15 protein-coding genes and 1 pseudogene are annotated in these 13,284 nt (G+C 72.4%); 5 read left to right on the top strand and 11 right to left on the bottom strand.

Annotation, left to right across the window (positions count from 1 at the left end; all coding sequences use genetic code 11):
• Positions 1-173: 173 nt before the first annotated feature.
• The 4 genes from AB0F71_RS32555 to AB0F71_RS32540 form a co-directional block, all read right to left on the bottom strand.
• Positions 174-1,040 carry an NmrA family NAD(P)-binding protein gene (locus AB0F71_RS32555; protein WP_360242167.1) on the bottom strand — a complete coding sequence of 289 codons (867 nt, stop codon included), beginning with the start codon at positions 1,038-1,040 and terminating at the stop codon, positions 174-176.
• Positions 1,037-1,576: a hypothetical protein gene (locus tag AB0F71_RS32550; RefSeq protein WP_360242164.1), complete on the bottom strand. Its 540-nt coding sequence runs from the start codon at positions 1,574-1,576 to the stop codon at positions 1,037-1,039. Before AB0F71_RS32550 ends, AB0F71_RS32555 begins: the two co-directional genes overlap by 4 nt.
• A gap of 157 nt (positions 1,577-1,733) precedes the next feature.
• A complete protein-coding gene (locus AB0F71_RS32545) occupies positions 1,734-2,255 on the bottom strand; it encodes a MarR family transcriptional regulator (RefSeq protein ID WP_360242161.1) in 522 nt (173 codons plus the stop codon).
• Between the two features lie 104 nt (positions 2,256-2,359).
• Entirely contained in the window at positions 2,360-3,349 is a 990-nt protein-coding gene (locus tag AB0F71_RS32540; protein WP_360242158.1) for a nucleotidyl transferase AbiEii/AbiGii toxin family protein, read from the bottom strand.
• A gap of 567 nt (positions 3,350-3,916) precedes the next feature.
• On the opposite strand from AB0F71_RS32540, the gene AB0F71_RS32535 reads away from it, so the two are divergent.
• On the top strand, positions 3,917-4,774 hold the full coding sequence (locus tag AB0F71_RS32535; protein WP_360242155.1) for a hypothetical protein: 858 nt from the start codon (positions 3,917-3,919) through the stop codon (positions 4,772-4,774).
• A gap of 7 nt (positions 4,775-4,781) precedes the next feature.
• Here the strand turns inward: AB0F71_RS32535 and AB0F71_RS32530 are convergent, their stop codons facing one another.
• Positions 4,782-5,273, bottom strand: a complete 492-nt coding sequence (locus AB0F71_RS32530) for a YcxB family protein (RefSeq protein WP_360242152.1) — start codon at positions 5,271-5,273, stop codon at positions 4,782-4,784.
• A gap of 371 nt (positions 5,274-5,644) precedes the next feature.
• Here AB0F71_RS32530 and AB0F71_RS32525 point away from each other — a divergent pair, with 371 nt between their 5' ends.
• From AB0F71_RS32525 to AB0F71_RS32515, 3 genes are all read left to right on the top strand, one after another.
• The gene (locus tag AB0F71_RS32525; RefSeq protein WP_360242149.1) at positions 5,645-6,331 is read left to right on the top strand and encodes an alpha/beta hydrolase; all 687 of its coding nucleotides are present in this window, start codon (positions 5,645-5,647) and stop codon (positions 6,329-6,331) included.
• A 121-nt stretch (positions 6,332-6,452) separates the two neighbouring features.
• Positions 6,453-7,346 (top strand): hypothetical protein, encoded by an 894-nt coding sequence (locus AB0F71_RS32520; RefSeq protein WP_360242146.1) that lies wholly within the window; start codon positions 6,453-6,455, stop codon positions 7,344-7,346.
• 83 nt (positions 7,347-7,429) lie between these two features.
• Positions 7,430-7,753: a hypothetical protein gene (locus AB0F71_RS32515; protein ID WP_360242143.1), complete on the top strand. Its 324-nt coding sequence runs from the start codon at positions 7,430-7,432 to the stop codon at positions 7,751-7,753.
• 98 nt (positions 7,754-7,851) lie between these two features.
• Here AB0F71_RS32515 and AB0F71_RS32510 read toward each other — a convergent pair whose 3' ends face one another.
• Positions 7,852-9,066 carry a response regulator gene (locus tag AB0F71_RS32510; RefSeq protein ID WP_360242141.1) on the bottom strand — a complete coding sequence of 405 codons (1,215 nt, stop codon included), beginning with the start codon at positions 9,064-9,066 and terminating at the stop codon, positions 7,852-7,854.
• Between the two features lie 146 nt (positions 9,067-9,212).
• On the bottom strand, positions 9,213-9,473 hold the full coding sequence (locus AB0F71_RS32505; protein ID WP_360242138.1) for a hypothetical protein: 261 nt from the start codon (positions 9,471-9,473) through the stop codon (positions 9,213-9,215).
• 435 nt (positions 9,474-9,908) lie between these two features.
• Here AB0F71_RS32505 and AB0F71_RS32500 point away from each other — a divergent pair, with 435 nt between their 5' ends.
• A complete protein-coding gene (locus AB0F71_RS32500) occupies positions 9,909-10,475 on the top strand; it encodes a DUF4232 domain-containing protein (protein WP_360242135.1) in 567 nt (188 codons plus the stop codon).
• Positions 10,476-10,760: 285 nt separating this feature from the next.
• Here AB0F71_RS32500 and AB0F71_RS32495 read toward each other — a convergent pair whose 3' ends face one another.
• The 4 genes and pseudogenes from AB0F71_RS32495 to AB0F71_RS32480 form a co-directional block, all read right to left on the bottom strand.
• On the bottom strand, positions 10,761-11,192 hold the full coding sequence (locus AB0F71_RS32495) for a DCC1-like thiol-disulfide oxidoreductase family protein (protein ID WP_360242132.1): 432 nt from the start codon (positions 11,190-11,192) through the stop codon (positions 10,761-10,763).
• Positions 11,189-11,605 carry a hypothetical protein gene (locus AB0F71_RS32490; protein WP_360242129.1) on the bottom strand — a complete coding sequence of 139 codons (417 nt, stop codon included), beginning with the start codon at positions 11,603-11,605 and terminating at the stop codon, positions 11,189-11,191. The genes AB0F71_RS32495 and AB0F71_RS32490 overlap by 4 nt, the downstream gene beginning before the upstream one ends.
• A 153-nt stretch (positions 11,606-11,758) precedes the next feature.
• Positions 11,759-12,633, bottom strand: a pseudogene (locus AB0F71_RS32485) (IS5 family transposase).
• A gap of 56 nt (positions 12,634-12,689) precedes the next feature.
• The gene (locus AB0F71_RS32480; RefSeq protein ID WP_360242126.1) at positions 12,690-13,040 is read right to left on the bottom strand and encodes a hypothetical protein; all 351 of its coding nucleotides are present in this window, start codon (positions 13,038-13,040) and stop codon (positions 12,690-12,692) included.
• Between the last annotated feature and the right edge of the window lie 244 nt (positions 13,041-13,284).

The following is a 13,284-nucleotide window of genomic DNA, read 5'->3' as shown; positions in this document are numbered from 1 at the left end:
CAACTGATGCCCGTTCGTATCGATGTGACGATTCGTCAGTCGAATTGATGGATCGTCAGGTCGACTTTCCGATCGTGACCCATGCCACAGGAAATGCTGCTCCGTTCGGGTGGCGGGCCGGGCCGGGCGGTGCCGGGCGGTGCCGGGCGCGGCACCGCCCGGGGGTCGGACGGTCAGTGGAAGAGGCGCAGGTGCTCGTCGAGGAAGGCCGTCAGGCTGCGCGGGGGGCGCCCGGTCAGACGAGTGAAAGTGTCGTCCGGCACCTCCTTGCGGACCACCGCGAGCTGCTGGATCTCCACCACGTGGGCGGCCAGCCAGTCCGGCATCGCGGCCCGGCCGACCAGGTGGGCGTGCAGTTCGCCGGGCGCCAGGTCCAGGTAGCGGACCGGTCGGCCCAGCAGCTCGCCCAGCAGCGCGGCGAGCTCCGGGTGGCTGTAGGCGCGCCCGCCGGTGAGCGGGTAGCTGCCGCCGGCCAGCTCCGGGCGGGTCAGCACCTCCGCCGCGGCGTCGCCGATGTCCCGGACGTCCACGTAGTTGCACCGGGCCTGCCCCATCGCGCCGTGCAGCACCCCGCCGGCCGCCACGCCGGGCGCCAGGAGCAGCAGCTTCTGCAGGAAGGCGTACGGCCGCAGGACGGTCGTGGTGACGCGCAGTGACCGCAGGTGCTCCTCGATCCGGTGATGGCCCCGGGAGACGGCGACCGGGGAGTCCGGTTCCGCGGCGGGGGCGGACACCTTGACGATGTGCTCCACGCCGCAGTCGACGGCCGCCTCGATCGCGGCCAGTTCGTACTGCACCTGGCGCGGGCCGTTGGCCATGGTGAGGAACAGCTGGCGCGCGCCCTGGAACGCCCGGCGCAGCGAGCCAGGGTCGGCGGCGTCGGCCGGGAGGGTGGTGGTCCGGGCGAGCGTGTGGTCGTCCAGCGCGGCGGCCAGTCGGGCGGGGTCGCGGCTGAGGGCGCGGGTCGGTACGCCGAGGGCGGCCAGGCTGCGCAGGGTGGCACCGCCGGTGGCGCCTCCGGCGCCCATGATGACGATCATGACGTCTGCCTTTCGGGTCGGGTGGTGTTGGCGTTGGTGTTGGCGTTGGTCGTGGTGTCGGCGGGGAGCCGGTGCTGCGGCTCCCGGGCGGGCCGGTTGGCGCGCCAGCGCCAGGTGGTGATGGTCCCGGCGATCGCCGAGGAGACCGGCAGGTCGACGGGCAGCCGCCGTGGCCAGGGGCTGTCGGCGAGCGGCGGGAGGTGCGGGAGCCAGCGCGCGGCGGCCAGGCCGACGGCGAGGCCGAGGGCGGCGGCGAGCAGCCCGGAGGCGGCGGCCGCGAGCGCCCGGGGCGTCCGGGGTGTCCGGGGCGTCCGGGTCGGTGCGGCCCGGGCCGAGCGGCGGCGGAGGGCGGCGCCCAGCACGGCGGCCACCAGGGCGGAGGTGCCGCCGATGGTGGTGAACGCGGCGACGATCAGCTGGGGCTGCTGGGTGGCGGCTCCGCCGATCCCGGCGCTGACGGCGGGCATCGCGTAGGAGGTCAGGACCTCCCGCCAGAGGACGAAGGGCGGGGGTGCCCCGGGGGCCTTCTTGCTCACGGTTGCTCCTCGATGGATCTGGTGAGGCGCCTAAGTATTTGTACTTAGGTACCTAACTATTGGGGTGAAGAGAAGGCGGACCGCTCGGCGGCCCGCCTCGGGCTCGGGTGGTGCTTGCCGCCCTCGGGGCGGGGTGTCGGTCCTCGGTGTGGGGGCGTCAGTCCTCGGCGAGGGCGTCGATGCCCGCGACGACCCGGGCCAGCAGGTCCAGGAAGGTCGCGCGCTCCTCGACGCTGAGACCGCCGACCAGCGACTGCATCCGGGCGAAGTGCTCGGGGGCGAGCTCGCGCAGCCGGTCGGCGCCGCGCGCGGTCAGGATCACCACGTTGCCACGGCCGTCCTCGGCCGACGGCCGGCGGACCACCAGCCCCTCCCGCTCCAGCCCGTCGACCAGGCCGGTCACGGTCGCCCGGGAGACCCCGAGGGTCGCCGCGAGCTGGGACGGCGACTTCTCGCCGCCGTGGTCCTCCAGGTCCGCCAGCAGCCGGTACCGGCCGGTCGACAGGCCGAACCGCCCGAAGTGCACCTCTCCGGCCTGCCCGAGCCGCGCCCCCGCCGTCATCAGCCGGGCCGCGACCAGGATCGCCTGCGGATCGGCCGACAGGCCGTAGCGGGCGATCTGCCGACGGACCTGCTCGATGCTGGGGGCGGCGGGGCCGGTCTCGGGGTGCTGCGTCATGAAAGTAATATGGCGCCTCATCAGATTCCGGTCAAGCTGCCCCGGTCGCCCGTGCCCGGGAGACCGGCCCGGCGACGGTGGTGCGGTAGGGCCCCTTCGGTCGGTCAGCGCCCGTTCAGTGCCCGGCGCAGACGGGTCAGCCAGTCCTGGGCCGTGCCCCGGACCCTGGGGTGCCGTGCCCGGAAGTCGTCCCAGGCCCCGGGCGGGAGGGCCAGCGAGTCCAGGTGCAAGGTGGTCCCGCCCGCCGGGGTGACGGGTCCTCGGCGGAACACCCGGTGCAGCAGCTGCGGGGAGGGGCCGGTGCCGGCGGCCTCCGCGAGCAGGACGGCGTCGTAGAGGTCCTTGGGCTCGGCGCGGCCCTCCGTCGCGGAGTCGGCGTGCAGCCACAACAGCTTCCAGGCGAGCGACAGCTCACGGCTCGCGGTGCGTACGGGGGTCGGCGCAGCGCTGTCGCCACGGGGGACCGCCGTCCACACGGGGGCCTCGGGGAGCCGCTCGTCGCGGGCGAAGTCCAGTGTCACCTCGCCGGGCGGGAGACCGTCGGCCCGCCAGGGGATGGCCAGGCGGATGCCCGGGGAGTCGTACTCCGCGTAGGTCCAGGTGCCGTCGAGCCGGGCGGCGGCCGGGTCGAGGACCAGCCCCGGGGCGGCCGTCGGCTGCTCACGCACCAGGTCGAGCAGCGTCCGGTGGGGCGGGTCGGCCTCCGGCTCCGCCGCGCCGATCCAGTGCAGTCCTTCGGGTGCGAGCGCGGGTCGCAGACCGGGCGTGTCGACCTCCTCGAAGCTCCAGATCTCGTACCGGGCAGCGCCGTCGGCGGCTTCCGGCCACTGCTGGAGGGTGGCCGGCTCCGCCACGTACGGGTACGGGTGCCCGGGATCGACGGGGATCAGCGGTGGCGGCGGGACGATCCAGTCGAGGTCGGCGGGCTCCCGTGCGTCGGCCCCCACCCAGGCCGGCATCACCATGCTTCCGCGCAGCACCAGGATGTCCCCCAGCGGGGAAGTGGCGACCAGGGCGAGGAGGTGGTCGAGGACGGCCCGGTGGGCTCGACGGCGCTCGCCGTCGTGCTCGAAGTCCCCCGCGAGATCCGTCACTTCCGCCACTCCGCGCCTGCTCGTCCGTCCGTCCGCTCGTCGGTAGCCGACTGTAGTGGCCACCACCGACAGCGTGCGGGCCGGCCGGGACCGCGGGGACGGGGGGAGGCCCGCGGTCCCGGCCGTGGGAGGCACCGGCCGACGTGGGGGCGTGGCCGGTCTGCCCAGCAGCCCCGCGAGGGGGTGGTGGGGCTGCTGTGACCCGGAATGCTAGACCGGTCCGGGCCGCATGAACAGAGCTTTGACCTGCGAACTTTCGGCCGCGGACATGCCAGCGGGCCGGGGGTCCAGCGCCGGTGGGCACAGCTCGGACGCGGAGGATGCCGATGCCCGACCGGATCCTTCGGCGACCGCTGGAGTAGGGTCTCGCAGTCGTATCGGGTGATCTTCATGAAGGGGTTCCGCGTGTCAAGTCCGGCCGAGCCGCCACCGAGTGCCGAACAGCACCCCTCCGACGGGCCGGGCCGGCTCACGGACGCCGCGCCGACCGCGGCCGGGGCGGGGTGGCGTGCGGGGCGTACGGGGCGTGCGGGGCGTTCGGGGCGTGGCCCGCGTGCCCGGGCGTGGATGTGGACCGGGATCGCGGGCTGCGTGCTGCTGGCCGCCGGACTGGCCGTGGTCCTCGCCTCCCCGTCGGATGACCGCGAGAGTCCGGTGGCGCTGACCTCGCTCGCGCCCGGCACCTGCTTCCGGAACCCCTCCGCGAGCTACCTCCAGGCCCATCACGATGCCCCGGACGGGCCGGGCCGTGACGTGCTGCCCGTGACGTGCACCGAGCCGCACCGCGGCGAAGTGGTCGCCCAGGCCGCCCTCGACCCCGACCAGGTCCGCCACAACGACCTCGCCACCGCCTCGCAACTGGCCTGCCGGGAGCCCTTCGCGGACTACAACCCGGACTTCTGGGCCCTCCCGGACAACGCCGTCATCACCCTCGTGCCCCCGCGGGAGCAGGACCTCAAGGACCACCCGGTCGCGACCTGCCTCTACCTGGGCCGGAGCATCCCGCTCACCCGCCCGCTGCGCGCCGACACCTCCCGCCTGACCGCCGAGCAGCGCCGCTACCTGGACGCCGTGCGCTCCTACGACAACGCCTCCTCGGTCGGTCTGGACGCGGCGGAGTCGACCAACGACCACCTGACCGCCTGGGCGGGCGAGATGGCCACGGCCGAGCCGCATGTGGTGGACGAACTACGAAAGGCCGGAGCACCGGCCGGGGCCGAGCAGCAGTTCGCCGTCGTGCTCGACCAGCACCGCAAGGCCGTGTCCGCCTGGCAGGCGGCGGCGGCCGGGACGACCCGCGCCGAGATCCACCACCAGATGGACGCCGCCCGCGAGGCCGACCACGCCGCCATGGACCCGGACCAGGCCGTCCGCGGCGCGCTGGGGCTCTCGACCGCCATGCGGCCGCGCGGCTACTCGCTCTGACCGTGCCTCAGGAAGAGTGCCGGGGCGGGCGGTAGTTCGGCCGGGACCGCAACACCCGCAGCAGTTCGCCCAGTTCGTAGGGGTGGAACTCGCTCTTCGGTACGGCCACCGGGAGTTCGCCGCGGGCGTAGAGGTACAGGTGGTCCCGGTCGTCTGTGATCCGGGAGAAGCGCGACCAGGAGAACGCCTGCCGGAAGCCCCCGGTGGTGAAGGCGCAGCCGCTGTCGGCGAAGGTGATGGTCAGCGGGCCGGGGTACTGCGCCCGGTGGCGGGCGACGCGGAGCCTGGTGACGAACGACTGCCAGAAGGCGAGCAGCGGCGCGACCACCACCAGCACCACGCCGAGCACCGTCTGGCCACCCGTCACCAGCAGGGCGATGCCGCAGGCCGCGAGCACCGCGCAGCAGGTCCGGACCACCGCGAAGCGGCGCCGGTAGGCCCGCCGCACCCCGCGGTACTCCTCCTCGGCCGTCAGCTCGTAGCTGACGTGGATGCTCACAGTTCGCCCTCCGGTGGTTCGTCCACTGTCCCGTCGCCCCGGTATCCTGCCAGCAGCGGCGGCGGGCGCCAAGTGCTCTGGCCCGCACCGGGGTTCAGGGGGCGGGGACGGGACGGTGCCGCAGGTCCGGACACGGCCGCGGTGAGACGGACGGCCAGGGCGGCGGCCAGGTGCTGCTCCAGCACCGCGACCGGGTCGAGGCCCTCGGGCATCCGGAATCCGGCCGGGAGTTCCTCGGCCGCCTGCACCCGGTCGATCCGGTAGGTGCGTACGCTGTCCGCGCGGCGCGGCGCGGCGCGTCCGCTCCGGGACGGTCGCGGCCTCCTCCCGCTGCCTCCCCGCAAACCTCGACCAAGGAAGTGAGTCCCACCGTGGACATCCTGCTCATCGGCGGCCTCTGGCTCGACGGCAGCGCCTGGGACGCGGTGGTACCCGCGTTGGAGGCGCTGGGGCACCGCCCGCGGCCCGTGACCCTGCCGGGCCAGGGCGACGGACGCTCGTCCGCCACGCTCGACGACCAGCTCGCCGCAGTCCTCGCCGCCGTGGACGCCGCCGAGGAGAAGCCCCTCGTCGTAGCGCACTCGGCCGCCGCCACCCTCGGCTGGCTCGCCGCCGACGCCCGCCCGGACCGGGTCGCCAAACTGGCGCTGATCGGCGGCTTCCCCCACCAGGACGGCCGGCCCTACGCCGACTTCTTCGCCATCCACGACGGCGCGATGCCCTTCCCCGGCTGGGGCCCGTTCGAGGGGGCCGACAGCGCCGACCTCGACGAGGAGCTCCGCCGCCGCATCGCCGCCGAGGCCGTCCCCGTCCCCGAACAGGTGGCCAGGGGCGTGGTCCGGCTGACGGACCGACGCCGCTACCAGGTCCCGGTCGTGCTGGTCTGCCCGGAGTTCACCCCGCAGCAGGCCCGGGAGTGGATCGCCGCCGGCGAGGCCCCGGAACTCGCCCGGGCCGAGCACGTCGACTTCGTCGACATCGACTCCGGCCACTGGCCCATGTTCACCAGGCCTGCCGAACTCGCCCACCTCCTCGACGAGATGGCGCCCCGCGGCTGATCGCGCCCGCACTCCGGCCCCGGAACCGGGTCCCGCCCGAGCTGAGGATCACCCCTTCGCTTCCCTGGCCGCCTCCGCCGTGACCTCCGCCGGGAACTCCGCCTGCGTCACCGCGGCACTGGTGGCGGTCACCATGCTGTCCGGTTGCTCCTCCTCGGTGCCGGATCGGGACCGCAGTGCGGAGGTGGGACTCATCCTGTGTGCATCGGAAGGCGTCGATCCCGTCCTGGGCGGTCGGATGCGAACGGAGCGGTGCGCGCTATCGGTCGACAACCGCTCTCCCCGCATGCTGGCGTACACGATCGACCTCGCCTGCACGAGTACCGAGCGCCACGCCTTCGACGCCGGCCGCACGGTCTACTATGTGCCGCCCGGCCGGCACACTATCGCCGCCGCCAGCATCCTGGACAGCGTCACCGATCGCGATCTGGCTTGTCGCATCGGTCCGGTGAGCGCCCAGGAGCTGACGCCGGAGGACGGCAGGCCGCAGCCGGCGGTGTCCCCCGACGGTGTGCTGGCGGCCGCGCTGGCGAGGCCGGGAACCGGTGGTGGTTCCGGCCGGGTCGGCACGGAGGCGTCGTCGTCGGCGTCCACGGGGGCGTCGGGCGCTGCGCGGGGCGAGGCCTCTGCTGCGGCATCGGCGTCCGCGTCGGCGGCAGCGTCCGCATCGGCTTCCGCTGCCGCCGTCCGGACGGCGGCAGCGCAGCAGAAGGCGCTCGCCCAGACCTGCACGATCGGCGACTACAGCGTCAGGATGAGCCTGGCCAACCCCGCCAACACCACGACCGTCGACCTCCTTCTCGATGTGACCTCGCACGATCCGAACACCGGGCTCGCCAGGCAGTTCGGAATCGTCGTCACGCTGCAGAACGTGGACGGCTCCGTGAACGCCGAGGGCACGGTGTGCGCCGAACTCCTGGGCGGTGACTCCCAACGGCTCGAGTTCAGCCCTGATCGGGGAACGGCGGACTGGACGACGGTGCACGTCACCCGTAGCCCCACCGCGCCCTGCTAGTGCCGCATCAGACCACGTTCGCCCCGTGTGCTCCGCGCGTCCGACCGGCGCCACTCGTCGGGTTGATCGGGCAGGATGTTCGCATGGAGGCATGGCGGATTGAGCCACTGATCAAGCTCGTGCTGGATTCTGGAGCGCGTGAGGATGAGCGGGTGGACGCCGCCATGTACCTGGGCGAGAGCGATGACCCTCGTGTCCGCGCGGCACTGGTTCAGGTCTGCTGCGACCGAGGGGCCGGGTACTCGCTGACCGCGGCCTGTGCGGGTGAGTCCCTGGGGGAGATCGCCGCGCGGACCGCCCCGCTCACGGCGGAGGAACTGGCGCTCTTCCGTGGAGAGGCGCTGAGGGAGTACCGCACCTCGTACGAGCAGCTCATCGGCGTCGGCAATGGCGCGGTCGTGGGCTGAACCCTGGTCGGTCATTCTCTGCGAGGGCGTCTCGTTTCGACGCGTGAAGACCTGGAAGACCCCCGCGACCCCGACTGCGCCACGAGAAAGGCCCGGGGTCAGGACGGCTGGTGCGGGGGAGCGGGAGCGGGGGCGGCGGTGGAGGGCAGGAGCCAGTCGGTGGTGGGGTGCTGAGGCCGGTGCGCGGGGGCGGGACGGGGGGTGCCGCGGTAGCTCAGGTACATGCCGGTCAGGGCGGTGACCTTGGCGCGCAGCAGCCAGGGGTCGAAGGGCTTGACGATGAAGTCGACCGCCCCCGCGTCGTAGCCGCGCAGGGTGTTCTCCGGGTCGGAGCCGATCGCGGTGACGAAGATGATCGGGATGTCGCGGGTCTGTGCGCGGCCCTTGATCTGGGCCGCGGTCGCGTAGCCGTCCATGCCGGGCATCTGCACGTCCAGGACGATGACGGCGATGTCGTTGTGCTGGAGCAGCGCTTTGAGCGCGTCCGGACCGGAGGTGACGGCCAGGACGTCCCAGTCGGCGGCCGCGAGGACGGCCTCCAGGGCCACCAGGTTCGAGGGCTGGTCGTCGACCACCAGGACCCTCGGCCGACCGGTGACGGCCGGGACGGCGGTATCGGCCGCGACCGCCTCGATCCGCAGCGGGTCCTCGCCGGCCTGTTGCTCCGCCGCGATCAGCTGGCGTTCCAGTAGCTCGCAGCGGGCCTCGGCGGCGAGCCGGCGCCGGAGCGCCTCGCCCAACTCGGCCTCCAGCCGGGCGACCTCCTTCTCCAGGTCCTGCTTCTCCAGGAGCAGGTCCTCGCGGTCGTCGACGTAGACGGCGATCTCGTCCGCGCGGGCGCGCTCGCGTGCCCAGTCGCTCTCCAGCTGGTTGAGGCGCAGTTCCAGATCGGCGATGCGGTGGTTCTTGTCGAGCAGGGCGTCGCCCAGGACGTCGCTGTGCGCGGCCGAGCGCCTCGACAGCCGGTCTGCCTCGGCCAGTTGGAACTGCAGCTGCTGCACGGCGTGGCCCACCGAGGCACTGGTCCGCAGCGCGGCCGCGTGCAGGGAACGGAGGAGCTCGACGGTCTCCAAGGTGGCGACGGTGCCCCGGTCGGCGCCCACGTCGGTGAGCAGGTCCTGGACGAACTGCCAGGACGGGATTCGCTGCCCGGACAGATAGCGGGACAGCGCCCCCGGGCTCAGGTGTCGGCGCGAGCCGTAGCGGCGCACCGACACCGCGGGCCACAGCCCGGCGAACAGACTGCGCAGGGCCTCGGCGAAGGCACGGCACTCCTCGTTCAGATCGGGGCTCAGCGGCTGCAAGTTCCCCACCCGGTCACCCCCTGCGTCCTACGGGCTCCACAACGGCACCATCCTTGCAGTATCGGTGTGTTGGTGTGTCGGCGTGTCGGTGTATCGGCACGTCGGTCCGGTCGCGGCCCGGGGACCGGGAGCCCGGGGCCCGGGCCGCGCCGGTGTCAGGAACTGGGCTCCGTTCCGGCCGGAGCCGTTCCGGCCGGGGCCCGTTCGGCCGGCGCCTTCTCGGCGGGCTCCTGCTCCGGACCGGCGACGAGCCGGTCGACGAAGGGCACGCTGACGCCGAAGGCCCCGGCGCCGTACAGCACGCACTGGGTCGCGTGCACACCCCCAGCGGCGGCCAGGACGCCCGCGCCTATCCCCGTGAGCACGCCGATCAGCAGTACCAGGGTCGCCCTGGTCGACAGCAGCGGACGCCGCACCGTGAACCTCCTCGATCCGTGGCGGCCTCCGCCGACCACGACCTGCCCGCCAGTCGGACCGAGCTGACGGTGCGTCACAGCATGGACAGTCCGGCCCCCGTTGCGCCCCCGTTTCCGGGGCGGCAACACCGATCGGCAACACCGCCGCCGGGATCGATGCGGCGAAGCGCGCTGCCTTCGGGGCGATGCAGGACAACGAGAGGTCCGACCGGCAGCCGCACTGACGGCGGGACGCAAGGGTCCGCGAAGCCCCTCGGCGTCCCGTTTCGGGGTTCCAAGGGCGCCTCGTTCCCGCAGGTCAGGGGCCCTTTTGCCGTTCCCGTTTCCCCAGCAGGGTGTGTGGTCCGGCGGCTGGGACGGACCGTCTCGCAGGCTTCGGTCATCCGGTCGACGAACGGTTCGACCGCTTTCCGAAGGGCGTCGAGCACCACGCCGGTGCCCGCCGTTCCGACCGGCAGCGCCGGAAAGCCCTCGGCCACCGGGCCCGCATCCACCGGTGCGAAGCCCGGAGCGAACGCCCCCGCGTCCACGTCGTCCGGCGCGCAGGCGTCGGAGGTGGCCAAGTCGGCCACCTGCACAGGCGACAACACCAGGACGACGGCCGCCCCGCTGAACCGCCCCGTGAACCACATGCTGCTCACGGTCACCAACACCGGCAGCGGCAGGTGCTTCCTGTACGGCTACCCGGAGGTCCGGTTCGGGGAGGCCCAGTCCGTGCCCCCGGTGATCGCCGACTCCAAGCCGCAGGCCGTCGTCACGCTCAAGCCCGGCGAGTCCGGCTACGCCTCCGTGAACCTGTCCTCCACCGACGGCACCGACAGCACCGACAGCACCAACGGCCAGACGGTGAACTCCCTGGCCGTCTACTTCCACGGCCCGTCCGGCAACGAGAGCGTCGGCGCCGGATCCCAGCCCTCGCTGCCCGCCGAGGGCGTCTTCGTCGACGACTCCCTCAAGGTCACCTACTGGCAGCAGCCGATGGACGACACCACCTCCTGGTGACGCCTCGGCAACACCCTTCGGCGAGAGCACGAGAGAAGTGAGAACGAGAGAAGGCGGCGAGCGGGATCTGGCGGGAGGCCGGGAACGCGTCCTTCAACCGCCAGGCGCAATGCCACTGACTTTGCGGCCACTAGCCGGTCGGGCAGGCGAGAGCCCGGTCGAGCTGCTCCAACAACCGTGCCGTCTCGGCCTTGGAGCACTCGGCGTGCATGACCTTCTGCACCGGCCCGACCGCCGTCTCGCGGGTCATGGGCACTGCACCCACCCTTCCTGAGGAGCAGCACCCTACTCGGCCGCACGAGCTGGGACGTCACACGCGTCGGGCCGGCAGTCGCGGGTCGGCCCCTTGGTAACCGCGCGGATCCGGGCGGCCGCGAAGGCGGCGGCCCGCGCGAGCGGGAGACCGGCCGGCGTGGCGAGCCGCCGGGCGAGCGGCCGGTGGTCGGCCAGCGCCCAGAGACAGGCGACGAAGGCGTGGTGGCCGCGCCACACCTCGCCGGTGTCGCCGACCACGGTGATCTCGCCGAGCGATGCGTCGTGGTCGAGCCCGGGGAAGAGCTCGCGGGCCTCGGGGGAGGCGGCCGCGACGAACTCCAGCGGGACGAGCTGCCACTGCCCGCGCAGCCAGGAGGTGAGGCCGCGACAGAGCGGGCAGGCGGGATCGTGGAGCACGGTGAGCCGCTGCACGGGCGGCGGCTCGTACCCGTGCGCGGTCACGCCACGCCCGGCTTGACGCGGCCCTGCGCCGGGACCGGCGGGCGCGACGCTGCCATGGGCTCGCGCTCCTGGGCGCCCCGGCGGCGGATCCGGTTGAGCACGTAGACGTTGCCGAGGTGCATCGCCCCGAGTACCAGCAGGACGGTGCCGAGCTTGTAGGACAGGGCGTTGAAGATGCCCTGGACGTCGCCCACCTGCTCGTCGTTGCGCATCCAGAGCGCGACGAACCCGAGGTTGATCAGGTAGAAGCCGACCACGAGCAGGTGGTTGACCGCGTCGGCGAGCCGGTCGTCCCCGGCGAACACGTCCGCCAGGAAGATCCGGCCGTTCCGGCTGAGCGTGCGGGCCACCCAGACCGTCACCCCGGTGGCGACCGGCAGATAGACGGCGTAGCTGATGACTGTGTAGTCCACGGGACTACTCCCCTTCGTGTTTCGAACGTGTTCAAAACCTTGCCGAGGAACACTGTAGCGCGATTTTGAACGCGTTCAAGTGAGGCGTGGGGGTGATCGCGGACCCTTGCAACGTCGCAGGGGGAGTCCTAGGGCGTGTTTCGAAAGTGCTGGTCACAGCCACTCGTTGATGGCTGCGACCAGCACGGTCGCTTCGTAGCGGACGGCGAGTTTGTCGTACCGGGTCGCGACCGCGCGGTGGCGCTTGAGGCGATTGATCCCGCACTCCACCGCGTGGCGCTTCTTGTAGTCGTCCTTGTCGAACTTCGGCGGCCGCCCGCCATGGAAGCCGCGCTTCTTGCGGTTGGCGATCTGGTCGCGCTTCTCCGGGATCGTGCAGCCGACGCGGCGTCTGCGTAGGTAGACGCGGTTCGCGCGCGAGCCGTACGCCTTGTCGGCGCGGACCTTGTCCGGCCGGGTGCGCGGCCGTCCCGGACCAAGGCGTGGCACGCGGATACGGCCCAGGACGACCTGGAACTGCGGAGAGTCCCCGCGCTGTCCTGCCGTGATTACGAGCGACATCAGCTTCTGCGCCTGCTCGACCGCCAGGTGAATCTTGGTGGTCAGTCCACCGCGAGAGCGCCCGAGGCCATGGTCTCCGGGCTCGGCGAACACTCCGCCGGGCGGCTCGACCTGTAGGTCCCCCTTTTGCGCGCACCAGCCGCGTGCTGGTGCGCGCGAGTGATCGTGGAGTCTACCGAGATGTCCCAGGTGATCAGACCCTTCGCATCAGCCCGAGCCTGGAGCTGTTCGAGAATCCGGTGCCACGTGCCGTCGCGCTGCCAGCGGCGGAACAGCCCGTACACCGTCTCCCACGGTCCGTACCGCTCTGGGAGATCCCGCCACGGGATGCCCGTGCGGGTTCGGAACCGTATGCCGTTGATCAGCTTCCGCTTGGTGTGCACCGGCGGCCGACCGGTCTTGATGCCCCGCGGCAGCAGCGGTTCCAGCACTGCCCATTGGGTGTCCGTCAGATCTCCCCGAGCCATGGAACGTGATCATCGCATGACCTTGATCCACTCCGGAAAGGAGCCGGTCGCTTCCCTCAGCCAGTCGTCGGCGACGGCTCCACCGGTGGCGGCTCCGGCGAGTAGCGGGCCCCACGGGCATTGAAATGAGCCAGGTAGTAGGTGACGCCGTCGAGCTGCAGCTCCATGGGCGGAGGATCGGTGACCAGGTGGGCCCGACTGCGGTGGCCGTCCACCAGGGCCTCCATCTTCGGTGTGTTCCAGGACCGCGCCCAGCTCTCCGCCTGTTCCAGGGGCCACAGGAAGTGGGCGCCGAACTCCTTCTCCTCACCAGGCTCCGCCTCTGTCAACGCACGCACCAGCGCCAGGCTGTAGACGGCACGGACCCGGAAGTTCACCAGGAATCGGCTCTCGATCACGATCCGCATGTAGCGACGGTGGTTACCCCGATGACGTCCAGCCACAATGACGCGTTCGCCGCCGTCGCCCCAGGCCGGCGGTGCTATCCACACCTTCGCCCCCGGCGCAAAGTGCCGCAGTCCCTTACGGATCTCCAGCCCACCTTCGCCATGGCTGGTCCTTAAGAATGTTGGTCGGTCCGGGAGGACCGGGTGTGGCTGATGGCGTGGTTGCCCTCGATGGCTCCTGGAGAATGGCCGCCCGGTTCTCCGG

It is taken from the genome of Kitasatospora sp. NPDC028055 (assembly GCF_040637885.1).
In the GTDB taxonomy this organism is placed as follows: domain Bacteria; phylum Actinomycetota; class Actinomycetes; order Streptomycetales; family Streptomycetaceae; genus Kitasatospora.
The sequence above is the reverse complement of the archived record's forward strand: the minus strand, read 5'-3'. Positions and strand labels throughout refer to the sequence as shown.

Excerpts from the sequence above, each read along its gene's own strand:
- AB0F71_RS32480 (WP_360242126.1), bottom strand. The coding sequence starts at position 13,040 with ATGCGGATCGTGATCGAGAGCCGATTCCTGGTGAACTTCCGGGTCCGT.
- AB0F71_RS32535 (WP_360242155.1), top strand. The coding sequence starts at position 3,917 with ATGTGGACCGGGATCGCGGGCTGCGTGCTGCTGGCCGCCGGACTGGCC.
- AB0F71_RS32555 (WP_360242167.1), bottom strand. The coding sequence starts at position 1,040 with ATGATCGTCATCATGGGCGCCGGAGGCGCCACCGGCGGTGCCACCCTG.
- AB0F71_RS32545 (WP_360242161.1), bottom strand. The coding sequence starts at position 2,255 with ATGACGCAGCACCCCGAGACCGGCCCCGCCGCCCCCAGCATCGAGCAG.
- AB0F71_RS32515 (WP_360242143.1), top strand. The coding sequence starts at position 7,430 with ATGGAGGCATGGCGGATTGAGCCACTGATCAAGCTCGTGCTGGATTCT.